We start from the raw sequence: 13,076 nt of genomic DNA, 5'->3' as shown, positions 1-13,076 counted from the left end.
TCTCACGGGGTTAACTGTCTGAGGTGGCGACCAGGTGGATCCGTCGTCGCGGGTGCCGGACCTGCCCGTCGCTGTGTGGCTGGCACTCCGCAGTGCCGAGTGCCAGCCACGACATTATGACGCGGTTAGCACTCAGTCAACTAGAGTGCCAAACGACGCGGGGGCGGCTGACGCCCGCCACCGCGCCGCCGCCCCCGCCGGGCCCCGTCGTCGGCCCGGTCAGACGTAGTCCTCCAGCCGCGCGACCGTGAACCCCTGCTCCTGGATCGACCGCACCAGCTCCGTGATCATGTCGGTCATGGACTTCCCCTCCAGCTGCTCCGGGCCGCGGAAGTGCGCGAGCACGATGTCCCCCGGCTGGAGACTGCCGCCGGACCGGTACGCCAGCCCGCCCGGCTCCATCTCGGCGCGCCACAGCACCACGGTCTGCGCCCCGCAGTCGGCCGCCGCGCGGAGCGTCGTGTCGTCGTACGCGCCGTAGGGCGGGCGGAACAGCCGCGGCTGGCGGCCGAGGTGGTTGCGGAGGTTCTCCTGCTGGCCGCAGATCTCCTGCCGCTGACTGTCGTAGTCGCGACCGGCCAGGCTGGGGTGGGTGAGGGTGTGGTTCCCCATCGAGTTGCCGAGCCGCTGGAGCTCGTCGAAGTAGTCGTAGTGGTCGCCGATCACGTTGTCGGTGAGGAAGCCGGTGAACGGCAGACCGAGGTCGCGGGCCTGCTCCACGAAGCGCGGATCCTTCTCGATGCCGTCGTCGATCGTCAGGAAGACCACCCGATCGTTGGTCCGCACCCGCCGGATGACCGGCGGCAGCCCCTCGCCGGACGGCTCCACCGGGGCGAGCAGCGGTTTGGCGGCGGGCGCGGGCGGCGGTTTGTCCAGCGGCCGGTCCAGACCCCACCGGTGGTACGCCCCGGGGATGCCCGCGGGGGCCGCGGGCGGTAAGGAGGGCGCACCCGAGGCCCCTTGCGATCCCGGGGGAACCGGCCGCGCGGAGGGGGAACGCTCCGCGGACGGTGACGTGGAGGACGCCGTCGCCTGGCCGGCGTCCTCGGCGGTGCGGGCGAGCGGACCGTCGAGGCTTCCGCAGCCCGTGAACACGGCCGCCGCGGCGGCCAGAACCAGATACCTCGAAAACCCATTCTTGATCATCATCACATAACCGATCTTCAGTCGGAATGTGGGGAAGCGCGCGCCGCGCTGGTACGAATGCGCCCGCCGGAGCGGGGAGAATGGGCCATGTGGACGTTGACGCCTTCGACTCACTGCTCGGCGACGAGGGGCAGGCGCTGCTCACCGCGCTCCGGGACCACGACCCCGCGGACGAGCTCGCCACCGCGACCCGGCTGCGCCGGGACCATCCGGCCGCGCTGGTCTCGGCGGCGCTGACACAGGCCCAGTTGCGCCAGCGGGCGGTCGCCAAGTTCGGCGAGGACGCCCACCGGATGTACTTCACGCCGCACGGTGTCGAGCAGTCCACCCGTACCTCCGTGGCCGTCTACCGCGCCGAGCGGTTCGCCGGGTTCGGGGCGCGCAGCGTCGCTGATCTGTGCTGTGGCATCGGGGGCGACGCCATCGCGCTCGCGCGGGCCGGGATCTCCGTGCTGGCCGTCGACCGGGATCCGCTGACCTGCGCGGTGACCCGCGCCAACGCCGAGGCGCTGGGCCTGTCCGACCTCATCGAGGTCCGCTGCGCGGATGTCACCGAGATCGACACCGCCCCCTTCGACGCGGTCTTCGTCGACCCCGCCCGGCGCGGCGGCCGGGGCCGGGTCTTCGACCCCGAGGCGTACTCACCGCCGCTCTCCTGGGCCATCGAGACCGCCCGCACCACTGGGCGCGCCGCCCTCAAGATCGCCCCGGGCGTTCCCCACGAGGCGGTACCGGAGGACGCGGAGGCCGAGTGGATCTCGGACCACGGGCATGTGAAGGAGGCCGTGCTGTGGTTCGGCACGGCCCGCCCCGGGATGCGCCGCGCCACCCTCCTCCCGGCCGCGCACTCCCTCCTGGGCACCCGGCTGCTGCCCGATCCGCCGGCCGGCCCGGTGGGGCGCTGGCTGTACGAGCCGGACGGCGCCGTCATCCGCGCCCATCTGGTGGCGGATGTCGCGGCCCGCATCGGCGGCCGTCTGATCGACCCGACGATCGCCTACATCACGGCGGACGAGCTGCGCCCGACGCCGTACGCCACGGCGTACGAGATCACCGATGTGCTGCCGTTCAACCTCAAGAAGCTCAAGGCGCTGCTGCGGGAGCGGGAGATCGGCATCGCCACGATCAAGAAGCGCGGTTCGGCGGTGGAGCCGGAGGTGCTGCGCAAGAAGCTGCGCCTGGCCGGGCGGAACTCCTGCACCATCCTGCTCACGCGCACCGACGGCGCCCCGACGATGCTGCTGGGGCATCCGGCCGAGACCGATCCGGCTATTCCGTGAGCGAAGCCCCCTCCGGGCTCCGCAGCTCGAACCAGACCGCCTTGGCGTAGGCGCCCGCCGGATCCCCCTCCGCCGTCCCCCAGGCGTCGGCGAGCGCGCCGACCACACGCAGCCCCCGGCCGTGCGGATGGTCGCCGTCCGGGAGGCGCGAGGGCACCGGGAGCGCGGCGCAGCCGTCGTAGAGCAGCACGCGCAGCCGCGGGGGCTCGATCACCACGCGCAGCATCAGCGCGTCGCCCTCGGCGTGCAGCCAGGCGTTGGTGACCAGTTCCGAGGTGCAGACGGTCGCGGTGTCCACCAGGGCCTGCCGGCCGGTGCAGTTCAGGACGCAGGCGACGAAGTCCCGCAGGATCTTGGGCGAGGCGGGGCCGCGGCTGCCGCGCAGGGTGTAGACGTACGGATCGCCGGAGGCGGCGGCCGCGGCGGAACCGGAGCCGGGTCCGGCGGCGCGCGGGGACGGCGAGGCGGACGCGGACGGCGGGAGGTCCTCGGACTCGTGGTCGGTACCCATGGGTCAACTCCCAGCGAGGGGGCCGATGGTGCGCGTACCGTTGCGGCGATCAACGGGTGGTAGCGGTTCCGCCACCCACGGTAGGGCAGATATGGAAACATCTGCTACGGCACCGGTTAATTTCCCCGACACTCGGCCCCTGCGGGCGAAAGAGCAACGGAGGAGCATGCCCCCCAGAAGCGCCCCCACCGCCCGTCAACTCCGGCTGGGCACCGAGCTGAGGAGGATGCGCGAGAAGGCGGGACTCAGCATCCAGGACGCCGCCGGCCGACTGGGCATCAACCGCACCCACATCACCAACCTGGAGCTGGCGCGCTTCGGGGTGAGCGAGGAGCGGGTCCGCGCGCTGGCCTCGATCTACGCCTGTGCGGACCGCGCCTACGTCGACGCGCTCGTCGCCATGGCCCGGGAGCGCAAGGGCGGTTGGTGGGAGGAGTACCGCGGCCATATCGCCACCGGCGGACTCGACCTCGCCGAGCTGGAGTACTACGCGGAGAGCCTGCGCGTGGTCGAGCTGATGTTTCTGCCCGGTCTGTTGCAGACGGAGGCGTACGCCACCGCCGTCCTCAACGAGACGGTGCCGCCGTGGTCCCCGACCGAGCTCCGGCGCAGGCTCTCCCACCGGATGAAGCGCCGGGACATCCTCGACCGGGACGAGCCGCCGCCGTGCACCTTCTTCGTCCACGAGGCGTCCCTGCGGATGCGGTTCGGCGGACCGCAGCTGATGCGCGCCCAGCTGGAAAGCCTGCTGGAGGCGTCCACGCGGAAGAACGTCACCGTGCGGGTGATCCCCTTCGAGGCGGGCGGCTTCCCCGTCTCCGGCGTCTCCGTCACCTACGCCTCGGGCGCGGTGCCGCAGCTGGACACCGTGCAGCTGGATTCGGCGCACGGGCCCATGTTCCTGCACGCCGAGACCCAACTGACCATCCACCGGGCGGTCCTGGACCGGACGACGAAGGTGAGCCTGGCCGCGGCCCCGTCGCGGGACCTGATCCACGGCATCATCCGGCAGCTCTGACCACCAGCCCCGCACACATCGCCCGTACACATCATTCGAAAGCGCGCACATGCCCGAGATCACCTGGCGCAAGTCCTCCTACTCCACCCAAGGGGACGGCAGTTCCTGTGTGGAGATCGCCTCCATACCCGGCGGCGGGGTCGCCCTGCGCGAGAGCGACGACCCCGACACCGTCCTGGCCACCACTCCCGCGCGGCTGCGGGCACTGCTCGACGCCGTCAAGGCAGGCGCGTTCGATCACCTCGCGGCGCCGTGACGGGGGACTCGGCCGACGCCGCCGCTCCCGCCACCACCGGTTCCGTACGCTTCGGCAGCAGCAGCGCCGCGCTCAGCGCGGCCACCGCCAGCAGCGCGCCCGCCACTCCGAAGGCCGTGGCGTAGCCGGATACGAGCGCGGACGGGCCGGCCGGGCCGCTGCCGCCCTCGGCGTCCGTGGTGTGCGAGGCCACCGTCGCGAGGACCGCGAGCCCCAGCGAACCCCCGATCTGCCGTGAGCTGTTGACCAGGCCGGAGGCCATACCGGCCTCTCGCGCCGCCACGCCCGTCGTCGCGGCCGTGCCCATCGGGACGACGCACAGCCCGATGCCGACGCTCGCCAGGAGCGAGGGGCCGAGGACCGAGTCCGCGAATCCGCCGTCCACCCCGACCGCCAGCCGGAACCAGCCGAACCCGGCGGCGCCCAGCAGCCCGCCCGCGACCAGCAGCGTACGCACCCCGAACCGGGCCACCGTGCGGGTCGCCGTGAGCGAGCCGATCACGATGCCGGTGCAGAAGGGCAGAAACGCGGTCCCGGCCCTGATCGGCCCGTACCCGAGGATCTGCTGCACATAGAGCGAGGTGAAGTAGAAGGCCGCGAACTGGCCGGAGAACAGCAGCAGGACGAAGAGGTTCGCGACCAGCACCGAGCGCTGCCGCAGCAGCCCGATCCGCAACAGCGGTTGCGCCACCCGCTGTTCCACCACGACGAACGCCACCAGCAGCACGGCCGCGACGCCGAGGGCGGTCAGGGTGGTCGCCGAACCCCAGGAGTGGGTCCCGGTGTGCACCAGCGCCAGCACCAGGGCCGTCATTCCCCCCGTGACCAGCAGCGCCCCGGCCGCGTCCAGCCGGGCGGGCGGGCCCTCGCGCCGGTCGGGCGGCACCGAGAAGCGGGCCGCGGCCATCGCGGCGAGCACGATCGGCACATTGATCAGCAGAACGGAGCGCCAGCCCGCCCACTCGGTGAGCAGCCCGCCGGCCAGCACCCCGACCGCGCCGCCCGCCGCCGCGGCCATCCCCCACAGCCCCAGGGCCCGCGCCCGCGCGGGTCCGGCCGGGAAGGTGACGGCGATCAGCGTGAACGCCACCGGCGCGAGCGCCGCCGCGCCCACCCCCTGCACCGCTCGCGCGGCGATCAGCCATCCCGGCGACCCCACCAGCCCGCCGCCGAGACTGGCGACGCCGAAGAGCGCGAGCCCGGCCATCAGCGTGGTGCGCCGGCCCACGATGTCCGCGAGCCGGCCGCCGAGCATCAGCAGCCCGCCGAAGGCGAGGGCGTAGGCGTTGACGACCCAGAGCAGGCCGCCGGGCGCGAAGCCGAGGTCGTCACGGATGCCGGGCAGCGCGACATTCACCACGGACATGTCCAGCGCGACGACGAACTGCACGGTGAGTGCGACGGCCAGCAGCCAACCCGTCCGTTCCGGTTGGTCGTTCATGGTCCTCCTCCATCGGATCCCCCCGGGGCCAGGACGTTAGTATACGCGTATACTTAACGCGTACACCAACCCCGTGCATGGACAATGAGCCGGTGACGAAGGAGACCGAGACCCACGCGGCGGAGACGGCGGCAGGGGCCGCGGAGGACCGGCCGGCCCGGCGGACCGGCGGCCGCCCCCGCCGTCTGGAGCTGGAGACGATCGTCGCCACCGCGCGCCGCATCCTCGAGGAGGAGGGCACCGCGGCCTTGAGCATGCGGCGCCTGGCCAAGGAGGTCGGCTCCACACCGATGGCCCTCTACCGCCACGTCCGCGACAAGGACGAGCTGCTCCAGCTCGTCCTGTCCGGTATGGCACGGACGCGGCCCCGCCCCCAACTGCCCGGGGACCCGCGCGAGCGGGTGTACGCCGCGGCCCTGTACATGCATCGCACGCTCGAGGAACTGCCGTGGGTGGTCGAGGTGCTCAGCCTTGGCGAACTCACCGACCGGGACGCCCTGTGGATGGTCGAGGAGATCATCGAATCGGCCATGGCCTGCGGGCAGGACGAGCGCCGGGCGGTGCACACCTACCGCTCGATCTGGCACTACGTCCTCGGCACGCTCGTCTTCCGCGCCGCCCTCACCCGCCGCGCGGAGGCCCCGGGCCGCCGGGCCGCGTTCCCGGCGCTGCTGGCCGACGCGGACCCCTCCGAGCTGCCCCGGCTGGCCGCGCTCGCGAACCGCTGGGACGGGATCACGGACGCGTACGACGTGTCGGAGGAGCTGCGGGCGGTTGTGGCGGGGCTGCTCGGCCGGGACACCGGGCCCGGGAGCGGCTGATCGGCCAGGGGCCCGGGAGCGGCTGATCGGCCCGAAGTCCTCGGTCCGGAGGAGGAGTCGGGGTCCGCCCCTGGGGAGGAGGCCCGCCACCTCCCGCGGCGTTACCGTCGGACATATGACCGACGCACCGACCGAGACCACACCTCAGCTGGACCTCGACGCCTATCTGACCCGTATCGGCTGGACCGGCCCCCGTCCGCCGGCCCCGACCGTGGAGACGCTGCGCGCGGTGCACCTGGCGCATGTGACCTCCATCCCCTTCGAGAACCTCCAGCCCCTCCTCGGCTCGGTACCCTCCCTCGCCCTGCCCGATCTGGAGGCCAAGCTGGTCCGCAGTCGGCGCGGCGGCTACTGCTACGAACAGAACTCCCTGCTCACCGCCGCCCTGCGGGCCCTCGGCTACGGCGTCATCGGCCTCGCCGCCCGCGTCCGCGCGGGTGCCGCCCCCGGCGCCGTCCGCCCGCGCAGCCATATGGTGCTGTTGGTCGAGATCCCGGGCGAGACACAGCGCTGGATCGCCGATGTGGGCTTCGGCGCGATCGGCGGTCTGCTGGCAGCCGTACCGTTCGTCACCGGCACCGAGTTCCGCGCAGGCAATCGCCACCACCGCTACATCCGCGAACCGCACCCGGACGGACTCGAGGACCTGTGGGTCTTCCAGGCGCTCCGGGACGGTGTCTGGGAGGACCAGTACGCCTTCAGCCGCGAGCCCTTCCTTCCGCAGGACTACGCGGTCATCAACTGGCACACGGCCACCAACCCTCGCTCCCCCTTCCAGCACACCCTGCGCGCCCAGCGCACCTTCGCCGACCGCCACCTCCAGCTGATCCACCGCACGTTGACCGAGACCCACCCCGACGGCTCCGTCAAGGAGCGCGAACTGACCGACAACGACGAGGTCCTGCGCGTCCTGGCCGCCGACTTCGGCATCGATCTGCCCTCGGACACGGTCCTGCCCGCCTGAGCCGCCCCCGTCCCCGCCACCCCCGCCGGACCGTGGATGCACCGGATTCCCCGGGTGCCGCTCCGCGCCGCCGGGCCGCATGGCACGATCATCCCCCTAATGGGCCGATCGGAGGGTGGCAGGGACGGGACGATGAGCCAAGACAAGCTGTCCGTGTCGGATCAGGAACTTCCTGATCTCATCAAGGACCTCGAGGAGATGATCAGTTACCTCGAGCGGAAGATCGAGCGCCTCGATCATCTGGTCCACTCGCTGGACGCCGACTGGAAGGGCCCCGCCGCCACGGCCTACAAGAAGCTTCAGCGCGACGCCTACATGGACGCGGCCCGCATCAGACAGCTGATGACCCGTATCGAGGACGCCACCAAGCGGCACGGCGACGGCCTGAGCCCGGCCTACCTCGAACTGCGCCACCGCTTCCTGTCCCTCCAGCGGTCGTCGGCGGACGACACGGAGGAGGGGCACGACACCTGACCGGACGTCCGGACCGGACTACCGGTCCTCCGCCCCCGCATCGGGGGTGAGTTCACGGCTGACGAGGCGGTATCGCCTTGGCCAGGCCCAGCCCACCGGCGGCCGCGAAGACCACCGAGACGCCCATCAGCATGCCGAAGCCCTCGGGCTCCGTCCCGGAGAACACCGTGGACATCCCCAGCACCGACCCAAGGCTGCACAGCACGACCGACGGCAGCAGCCACAGCAGCGCGCTGCCGGGGACGCGCCAGAGGGGGAGGGTTTGGGCGTCGCGGTCCAGCCTGGCCCAGTCACGGAGCCGCCCGCCCACGACGACGTCGCGCCGGATGCCGTGGGCCACGCCCAGGCTCGACGGGATCGTGGCGCCCAGCGCCAGGACCAGGAACATCACGCCCAGGACCTGTTCGACGAGCCGGCCCGTCACCAGGAACTGGAAGCCGGACACGGCCAGTACCCACCCCAGCGCGAAGACGCCTGCCGCCAGCCACAGCAGCAGCGCCCGTTGCGGCGCCAGGTACCAGCGCGCCAGCATCCCCATCGCCCGCGCCCGCTCCTCGAGCAACCCCGCCCGGTCGGCCCGTTCCCCCGGGGGCGGTGCGGGCGGGGGCGGTGGTGGAAGGGTGGTGGCAGGGAGCATGGCGTCCTTTCGCCTGGCACGGCACGGCGTCATGGGGTACGGCGCCATGGGGTACGGCGCCATGGGGCACGGCGTCATGGGGACGGCACAGTCTTCCCGTTGCGGGAACGGCGCGCGCGGCCGGGCCGTCGCCCCGTCCCTATGCGGGCGTCAGCTCCCGTCCGCGACTGATTCGAAGCGCCACCGGTGGACCGCGCGGCGGACCAAGTCCTCGCCCGGTTCCGGGAGTTCCGGGAGGCCGGGGGTGTGATAGTCGGCGTCCCACCAGGTGATGACCAGGACCCGGTCCTCGGGGGCGCGGAAGGTCTCGCGGCGCAGTGGGGGCGGGTCGAGGGGCTGGTGGGTGGCCCAGGTGAGCAGATCGGCTCCGCGGCCCTCGACGGCCCGGGCCTCCCACATCAGGGCGACGGTCATGCGTAGAGGTTCTTCCGGCTCAGCTCGTGCACATGGTCGTGGTCATGGGAGTGGGTGTGGGTCTGCGGGTGGGTGTGGGTGGCTGCCTCGGGGTCGGGGACGTGCGGGTCCGTCACCGGGAGCGAGGAGTCGGCGGACAGGTCCCAGGCGGAGGCCGAGCGGCCGCGGGCGACCATCTCCGCGCCCAGCGCCGCGACCATCGCGCCGTTGTCCGTGCACAGCTTGGGGCGCGGAACGCGCAGGGTGATGCCCGCGTCCTCGCAGCGGCGCTCGGCCAGGGCGCGCAGCCGGGAGTTGGCGGCGACGCCGCCGCCGATCATCAGGTGGTCGACGCCCTCGTCCTTGCAGGCGCGGACGGCCTTGCGGGTCAGGACGTCGACGACCGCCTCCTGGAAGGAGGCCGAGACATCGGCGACCGGGACCTCCTCACCCGCCGTCCGCTTGGCCTCGATCCAGCGGGCCACCGCGGTCTTGAGGCCGGAGAAGGAGAAGTCGTAGGCGGCGTCGCGCGGACCGGTGAGGCCGCGGGGGAAGGCGATGGCGCCGGGGTCGCCGTCACGCGCGATGCGGTCGATGACCGGGCCGCCCGGGAAGCCGAGGTTCAGCACCCGGGCGATCTTGTCGAACGCCTCCCCCGCCGCGTCGTCGATGGTCGAGCCCAGCGGGCGGACGTCGGAGGTGATGTCGGGGGCGAGGAGCAGCGAGGAGTGGCCGCCACTGACCAGGAGGGCCATGGTCGGCTCGGGCAGCGGGCCGTGCTCCAGCTGGTCGACGCAGATGTGCGAGGCGAGGTGGTTCACGCCGTAGAGCGGCTTGCCGAGGGCGTAGGCGTACGCCTTGGCCGCGGAGACGCCCACGAGCAGGGCGCCCGCGAGTCCGGGACCGGCGGTGACGGCGATGCCGTCGAGGTCGGAGGCGGCGACCCCGGCCTCCTTCAGGGCGCGCTGGATGGTGGGGACCATCGCCTCCAGATGGGCGCGGCTGGCGACCTCGGGGACCACACCGCCGAAGCGGGCGTGCTCGTCCACGCTGGAGGCGACCGCGTCGGCGAGCAGGGTGTGGCCGCGGACGATCCCGACGCCGGTCTCGTCGCAGGAGGTCTCGATGCCGAGTACGAGAGGTTCGCTGCGTGAGTCAGCCATGGGTCTTCGTTCCTTGTACTGAGGAGGGCGGCACGGCCGCGGCCGCGGAGGGGGTGGTGGGCGCGGCCGGATCGGTCAGCCGCATGACGAGGGCGTCCACATTGCCCGGCTGGTAGTAGCCCTTGCGGAGCCCGATGGGCTCGAAGCCGAAGCGCTCGTACAGGCGCTGTGCGCGGATGTTGTCGACGCGCACCTCGAGGAGCACCTCACGGCATTCGAAGGCGGTGGCGGCGCCGAGGAGATCGGTGAGGAGACGGGCACCGAGTCCGGTGCCCCAGTAGTCGCGGGCGGTGGCGATGGTCTGGACGTCGCCGGTGTGGTCAAAGACCGCGAGCCCGGCGTAGCCGACTATGCGGCCCGGCTCCGCACCCCGATCCGCCCCGGCGCCGCCCGCTTCCGCGACCACGTAGTGGCGGGTGACGTCCCGGCCCCGGGCGTGGGCCAGCTCGGACCAGAACATCCCGCGCGACCACGCGTCGTCGGGGAACAGGTCCTCCTCGAGCGCGAGCACCGGTTCGATGTCCCACCAGCGCATCTCGCGCAACGTCACGGTCGTGCCGGTCACTTGGGGGTGACCACCTTGTAGTTCGCGGGCACCTTGGCGTCGGGGCGGCGCAGATACAGCGGCCGGGGCGGCGGCAGCTCCTCGCCGCGCGCCAGCTTCTCGGCCGCGAGCGAGGCCAGCGCGGCGGCCGACTGGTACTCGGGCATCCCGGGCGGGACCTCGGCGAAGGCGGCCGGGTACAGGAGCGCGCCCGCGCCGACGGCGGGCAGCCCGGCGGCCGGCCCGGCCTCGGTGAGGTCGGCGGGGTGGTCCACGGCGGGCTCGGTCACCCGGGTCCGCGGGTCGTCGTAACGGGCCCAGTAGACCTCCTTGCGGCGCGCGTCGGTGGCCACCACGAAGGGTCCGTTGAGACCGGCCTGCCCGGCGGCGTACGCGATGCCGTCCAGCGTGCACAGCCCGTGGACGGGGATGCCGAGCACGGACCCGAAGGTCGCGGCCGTCACCAGCCCGACCCGCAGCCCGGTGTAGGGGCCGGGGCCGATCCCTACGACGATCTCCGTCACCTCGGCCAGCTCGGTGCCCGCCGCCCGCAGGGTCCGGTGGACGGCGGGGAGCAGCAGCTCGCCATGGCGCCGGGCGTCGATGTCGGCGGACTCGGCGAGGACTTCGGAGCCGTCGTGCAGGGCGACCGTGACGGCGGGGGTGGCGGTATCAAGAGCGAGCAACAGCACGAGGACAGCCTACGGCGCCCCCGGAAGATCGTTCTTCGGTGTACGGCGGCGTTCGTCCGCCCCCGCCGTTCTCTTGCGTACCAAGGGCGCATTCGTACCAAGGGCGCAACAGGGCCGCGGTGGGGCGCGGTGAGCGCGTACCGGTGCACCGAGCCGGTGCTACGGTCGGCATACGTATCTACGGGCCGTGAGCGCGTACTGACCGCAGGAGAGGATGTCCGCCGTGCCGAGGAGCAGCACCGCGCCCGCCGTCGCCGTTCTCACCGCCGCCGCGCTCGGCGCCGTCGGCTTCCTCGGCTACCAGGCCGCGGCGACCGCACCCGACCATCCCACCCAGGCCCGGCCCGGCTCGCACGCCGACGCGTCGAAGGACCGGCCGAAGAAGGCGAAGAAGAAGTCCACGGTCCTGCCCAAGGGGTCGGGGACGGGTACGCGGATCGTCTACGCGCTCGGGGACCGGCGGGTGTGGCTGGTCGGCGCGGACGGACGGGCCACCCGCACCTTCGAGGTCGGCGCCAGCTCGGCCAGCCCGGACCCCGGAACGTACGAGGTCAGCTCACGGAACGCGGGCGGGGTGGGGTCGGACGGGGTGCAGGTCGAGCACGTCGTCGTCTTCCACTCGGAAGGGGGCGTGGTGTTCGGTTTCAGCGCGGCCATGGACGGCTCGATGCCCGACCCGAACGCCCGCAAGCGCACCGGCGCGGTGCGGGAGTCCCGGGCCGACGGATCGGCGATGTGGGAGTTCGCGCAGGTCGGCACAGCGGTTGTGGTGATCGCGTAGGCGGTCGGGACCGACGCGCCGCGGGATCCTATGCGGCGTCGCGGCGCTCACGCACGGGTTCGTCCGGCTCGGGCGCCTGCCGCTCGGCAGCGGGCCGGGCTTCCTCCGCCGGCGGTGTGGACACCGCGCTGGCCGCCGCACAGGCCGCCAGCAGATCCCTCATCGACGGTGAACGGCCATCGTCGCGCCGGTCTGTCCCGACGACGGGTTCATGGGCCGACATGGATGCCTCCTGAGGGTCCTGGGGCATTCGGACGAACAAGGAAAATCCGACAGTGGTTAGGCACGCCTAACCATGCTCCCTCTCCCATGTGACCACGGCTGATGCCCACAGCGCAACATCATGCCGACGGCTTGTCGGAATGTACCCCGTGAGCCGCCCCTCATCCCTGTCGTTCACCCGTGCCGTCCAGGAGAAGTCCCCCGGGCGGCCCGCGCCGTCATCCGGCCAGCGACGCCAGGTCCTCACCGGCCCACCGGGGACCGACCCCGGTGACCACCACGTCGCGGGGGTCGTCCGGGTCACCGGCCGCGCCGTCGCCCACCGCCCGCTCGATCACCACATGCAGCCGGTCCTCCGACAGCCCCTCGACCTTGCCCTCGCCCCACTCGACGGCGATCACCGACTCCGGCAGCGACACATCGAGGTCGAGGTCCTCCATCTCGTCCAGACCGCCGCCCAGACGGTAGGCGTCCACATGGACCAGGGGCGGACCGGAGCCCAGCGAGGGGTGGACGCGGGCGATCACGAACGTCGGCGAGGTGACCGCGCCCCGCACGCCCAGGCCCTCCCCCAGGCCCCGGGTCAGCGTGGTCTTGCCCGCGCCCAGTTCACCGGTGAGCAGCACCAGATCGCCGGGGCGCAGCAGCTTGGCCAGCCTGCGGCCCAGGTCCCGCATCTGCTCGGGGGAGGTGACGGTGATACGTGTCGCTACGTCCATACCGGCCGATGGTA

Annotated in this window: 17 protein-coding genes; 7 read left to right on the top strand and 10 right to left on the bottom strand. The window is 72.6% G+C overall.

What is annotated here, in order from left to right:
- Nucleotides 1-219 precede the first annotated feature (219 nt).
- On the bottom strand, nucleotides 220-1,149 hold the full coding sequence (locus JK363_RS22410) for a polysaccharide deacetylase family protein (protein ID WP_201876788.1): 930 nt from the start codon (nucleotides 1,147-1,149) through the stop codon (nucleotides 220-222).
- A 77-nt stretch (nucleotides 1,150-1,226) separates the two neighbouring features.
- Between JK363_RS22410 and JK363_RS22405 the strand changes: the two genes are divergently transcribed.
- On the top strand, nucleotides 1,227-2,426 hold the full coding sequence (locus JK363_RS22405) for a class I SAM-dependent methyltransferase (RefSeq protein WP_201876787.1): 1,200 nt from the start codon (nucleotides 1,227-1,229) through the stop codon (nucleotides 2,424-2,426).
- On the opposite strand, the gene JK363_RS22400 is transcribed toward JK363_RS22405, so the two are convergent.
- Nucleotides 2,416-2,937 carry an ATP-binding protein gene (locus JK363_RS22400; protein WP_201876786.1) on the bottom strand — a complete coding sequence of 174 codons (522 nt, stop codon included), beginning with the start codon at nucleotides 2,935-2,937 and terminating at the stop codon, nucleotides 2,416-2,418. The two genes, JK363_RS22405 and JK363_RS22400, sit on opposite strands and share 11 nt — an antisense overlap.
- A 166-nt stretch (nucleotides 2,938-3,103) precedes the next feature.
- On the opposite strand from JK363_RS22400, the gene JK363_RS22395 reads away from it, so the two are divergent.
- The gene (locus JK363_RS22395; RefSeq protein ID WP_201876785.1) at nucleotides 3,104-3,955 is read left to right on the top strand and encodes a Scr1 family TA system antitoxin-like transcriptional regulator; all 852 of its coding nucleotides are present in this window, start codon (nucleotides 3,104-3,106) and stop codon (nucleotides 3,953-3,955) included.
- 49 nt (nucleotides 3,956-4,004) lie between these two features.
- Nucleotides 4,005-4,211 (top strand): DUF397 domain-containing protein, encoded by a 207-nt coding sequence (locus JK363_RS22390; protein ID WP_201876784.1) that lies wholly within the window; start codon nucleotides 4,005-4,007, stop codon nucleotides 4,209-4,211.
- Here the strand turns inward: JK363_RS22390 and JK363_RS22385 are convergent.
- Entirely contained in the window at nucleotides 4,174-5,652 is a 1,479-nt protein-coding gene (locus JK363_RS22385) for an MFS transporter (RefSeq protein WP_201876783.1), read from the bottom strand. The two genes, JK363_RS22390 and JK363_RS22385, sit on opposite strands and share 38 nt — an antisense overlap.
- Before the next feature lie 77 nt (nucleotides 5,653-5,729).
- Between JK363_RS22385 and JK363_RS22380 the strand changes: the two genes are divergently transcribed.
- The 3 genes from JK363_RS22380 (at nucleotide 5,730) to JK363_RS22370 (ending at nucleotide 7,911) form a co-directional block, all read left to right on the top strand.
- Nucleotides 5,730-6,473 (top strand): TetR/AcrR family transcriptional regulator, encoded by a 744-nt coding sequence (locus tag JK363_RS22380; RefSeq protein WP_201876782.1) that lies wholly within the window; start codon nucleotides 5,730-5,732, stop codon nucleotides 6,471-6,473.
- Between the two features lie 115 nt (nucleotides 6,474-6,588).
- Nucleotides 6,589-7,437, top strand: coding sequence for an arylamine N-acetyltransferase family protein (locus tag JK363_RS22375; RefSeq protein WP_201876781.1), 849 nt, complete (start codon nucleotides 6,589-6,591; stop codon nucleotides 7,435-7,437).
- Nucleotides 7,438-7,569: 132 nt separating this feature from the next.
- On the top strand, nucleotides 7,570-7,911 hold the full coding sequence (locus tag JK363_RS22370) for a WXG100 family type VII secretion target (protein WP_201876780.1): 342 nt from the start codon (nucleotides 7,570-7,572) through the stop codon (nucleotides 7,909-7,911).
- A 52-nt stretch (nucleotides 7,912-7,963) separates the two neighbouring features.
- Here the strand turns inward: JK363_RS22370 and JK363_RS22365 are convergent, their stop codons facing one another.
- The 5 genes from JK363_RS22365 to tsaB all read right to left on the bottom strand — a co-directional run bounded on the left by JK363_RS22365 (nucleotide 7,964) and on the right by tsaB (nucleotide 11,340).
- On the bottom strand, nucleotides 7,964-8,548 hold the full coding sequence (locus JK363_RS22365) for a hypothetical protein (protein ID WP_236076018.1): 585 nt from the start codon (nucleotides 8,546-8,548) through the stop codon (nucleotides 7,964-7,966).
- A gap of 150 nt (nucleotides 8,549-8,698) precedes the next feature.
- Complete coding sequence (locus tag JK363_RS22360) at nucleotides 8,699-8,962, bottom strand: hypothetical protein (protein ID WP_201876779.1); 264 nt, start codon at nucleotides 8,960-8,962, stop codon at nucleotides 8,699-8,701.
- Nucleotides 8,959-10,104 carry a tRNA (adenosine(37)-N6)-threonylcarbamoyltransferase complex transferase subunit TsaD gene (tsaD, locus tag JK363_RS22355; RefSeq protein ID WP_201876778.1) on the bottom strand — a complete coding sequence of 382 codons (1,146 nt, stop codon included), beginning with the start codon at nucleotides 10,102-10,104 and terminating at the stop codon, nucleotides 8,959-8,961. Before tsaD ends, JK363_RS22360 begins: the two co-directional genes overlap by 4 nt.
- Complete coding sequence (gene rimI, locus JK363_RS22350) at nucleotides 10,097-10,639, bottom strand: ribosomal protein S18-alanine N-acetyltransferase (RefSeq protein ID WP_201876921.1); 543 nt, start codon at nucleotides 10,637-10,639, stop codon at nucleotides 10,097-10,099. The genes tsaD and rimI overlap by 8 nt, the downstream gene beginning before the upstream one ends.
- Nucleotides 10,640-10,665: 26 nt before the next feature.
- The gene (gene tsaB / locus JK363_RS22345) at nucleotides 10,666-11,340 is read right to left on the bottom strand and encodes a tRNA (adenosine(37)-N6)-threonylcarbamoyltransferase complex dimerization subunit type 1 TsaB (RefSeq protein ID WP_201876777.1); all 675 of its coding nucleotides are present in this window, start codon (nucleotides 11,338-11,340) and stop codon (nucleotides 10,666-10,668) included.
- 223 nt (nucleotides 11,341-11,563) lie between these two features.
- On the opposite strand from tsaB, the gene JK363_RS22340 reads away from it, so the two are divergent.
- A complete protein-coding gene (locus JK363_RS22340; protein ID WP_201876776.1) occupies nucleotides 11,564-12,121 on the top strand; it encodes a hypothetical protein in 558 nt (185 codons plus the stop codon).
- Between the two features lie 28 nt (nucleotides 12,122-12,149).
- On the opposite strand, the gene JK363_RS22335 is transcribed toward JK363_RS22340, so the two are convergent.
- The gene (locus tag JK363_RS22335) at nucleotides 12,150-12,344 is read right to left on the bottom strand and encodes a hypothetical protein (RefSeq protein WP_201876775.1); all 195 of its coding nucleotides are present in this window, start codon (nucleotides 12,342-12,344) and stop codon (nucleotides 12,150-12,152) included.
- A 217-nt stretch (nucleotides 12,345-12,561) separates the two neighbouring features.
- On the bottom strand, nucleotides 12,562-13,062 hold the full coding sequence (tsaE, locus tag JK363_RS22330; protein WP_201876774.1) for a tRNA (adenosine(37)-N6)-threonylcarbamoyltransferase complex ATPase subunit type 1 TsaE: 501 nt from the start codon (nucleotides 13,060-13,062) through the stop codon (nucleotides 12,562-12,564).
- Nucleotides 13,063-13,076: the final 14 nt, after the last annotated feature.

The sequence above is a fragment of the Streptomyces coffeae genome (genome assembly GCF_016741875.1).
Taxonomy (GTDB): domain Bacteria; phylum Actinomycetota; class Actinomycetes; order Streptomycetales; family Streptomycetaceae; genus Streptomyces; species Streptomyces coffeae.
Note: the sequence above shows the minus strand (reverse complement) of the source record. Positions and strands in the feature narration are given on the sequence as shown.

Coding starts and splice junctions, on each gene's coding strand:
- JK363_RS22410 (WP_201876788.1), bottom strand. CDS start 1,149: ATGATGATCAAGAATGGGTTTTCGAGGTATCTGGTTCTGGCCGCCGCG.
- JK363_RS22405 (WP_201876787.1), top strand. CDS start 1,227: ATGGGCCATGTGGACGTTGACGCCTTCGACTCACTGCTCGGCGACGAG.
- JK363_RS22400 (WP_201876786.1), bottom strand. CDS start 2,937: ATGGGTACCGACCACGAGTCCGAGGACCTCCCGCCGTCCGCGTCCGCC.
- JK363_RS22395 (WP_201876785.1), top strand. CDS start 3,104: ATGCCCCCCAGAAGCGCCCCCACCGCCCGTCAACTCCGGCTGGGCACC.
- JK363_RS22390 (WP_201876784.1), top strand. CDS start 4,005: ATGCCCGAGATCACCTGGCGCAAGTCCTCCTACTCCACCCAAGGGGAC.
- JK363_RS22385 (WP_201876783.1), bottom strand. CDS start 5,652: ATGAACGACCAACCGGAACGGACGGGTTGGCTGCTGGCCGTCGCACTC.
- JK363_RS22380 (WP_201876782.1), top strand. CDS start 5,730: ATGGACAATGAGCCGGTGACGAAGGAGACCGAGACCCACGCGGCGGAG.
- JK363_RS22375 (WP_201876781.1), top strand. CDS start 6,589: ATGACCGACGCACCGACCGAGACCACACCTCAGCTGGACCTCGACGCC.
- JK363_RS22370 (WP_201876780.1), top strand. CDS start 7,570: ATGAGCCAAGACAAGCTGTCCGTGTCGGATCAGGAACTTCCTGATCTC.
- JK363_RS22365 (WP_236076018.1), bottom strand. CDS start 8,548: ATGCTCCCTGCCACCACCCTTCCACCACCGCCCCCGCCCGCACCGCCC.
- JK363_RS22360 (WP_201876779.1), bottom strand. CDS start 8,962: ATGACCGTCGCCCTGATGTGGGAGGCCCGGGCCGTCGAGGGCCGCGGA.
- tsaD (WP_201876778.1), bottom strand. CDS start 10,104: ATGGCTGACTCACGCAGCGAACCTCTCGTACTCGGCATCGAGACCTCC.
- rimI (WP_201876921.1), bottom strand. CDS start 10,639: ATGCGCTGGTGGGACATCGAACCGGTGCTCGCGCTCGAGGAGGACCTG.
- JK363_RS22335 (WP_201876775.1), bottom strand. CDS start 12,344: ATGTCGGCCCATGAACCCGTCGTCGGGACAGACCGGCGCGACGATGGC.
- tsaE (WP_201876774.1), bottom strand. CDS start 13,062: ATGGACGTAGCGACACGTATCACCGTCACCTCCCCCGAGCAGATGCGG.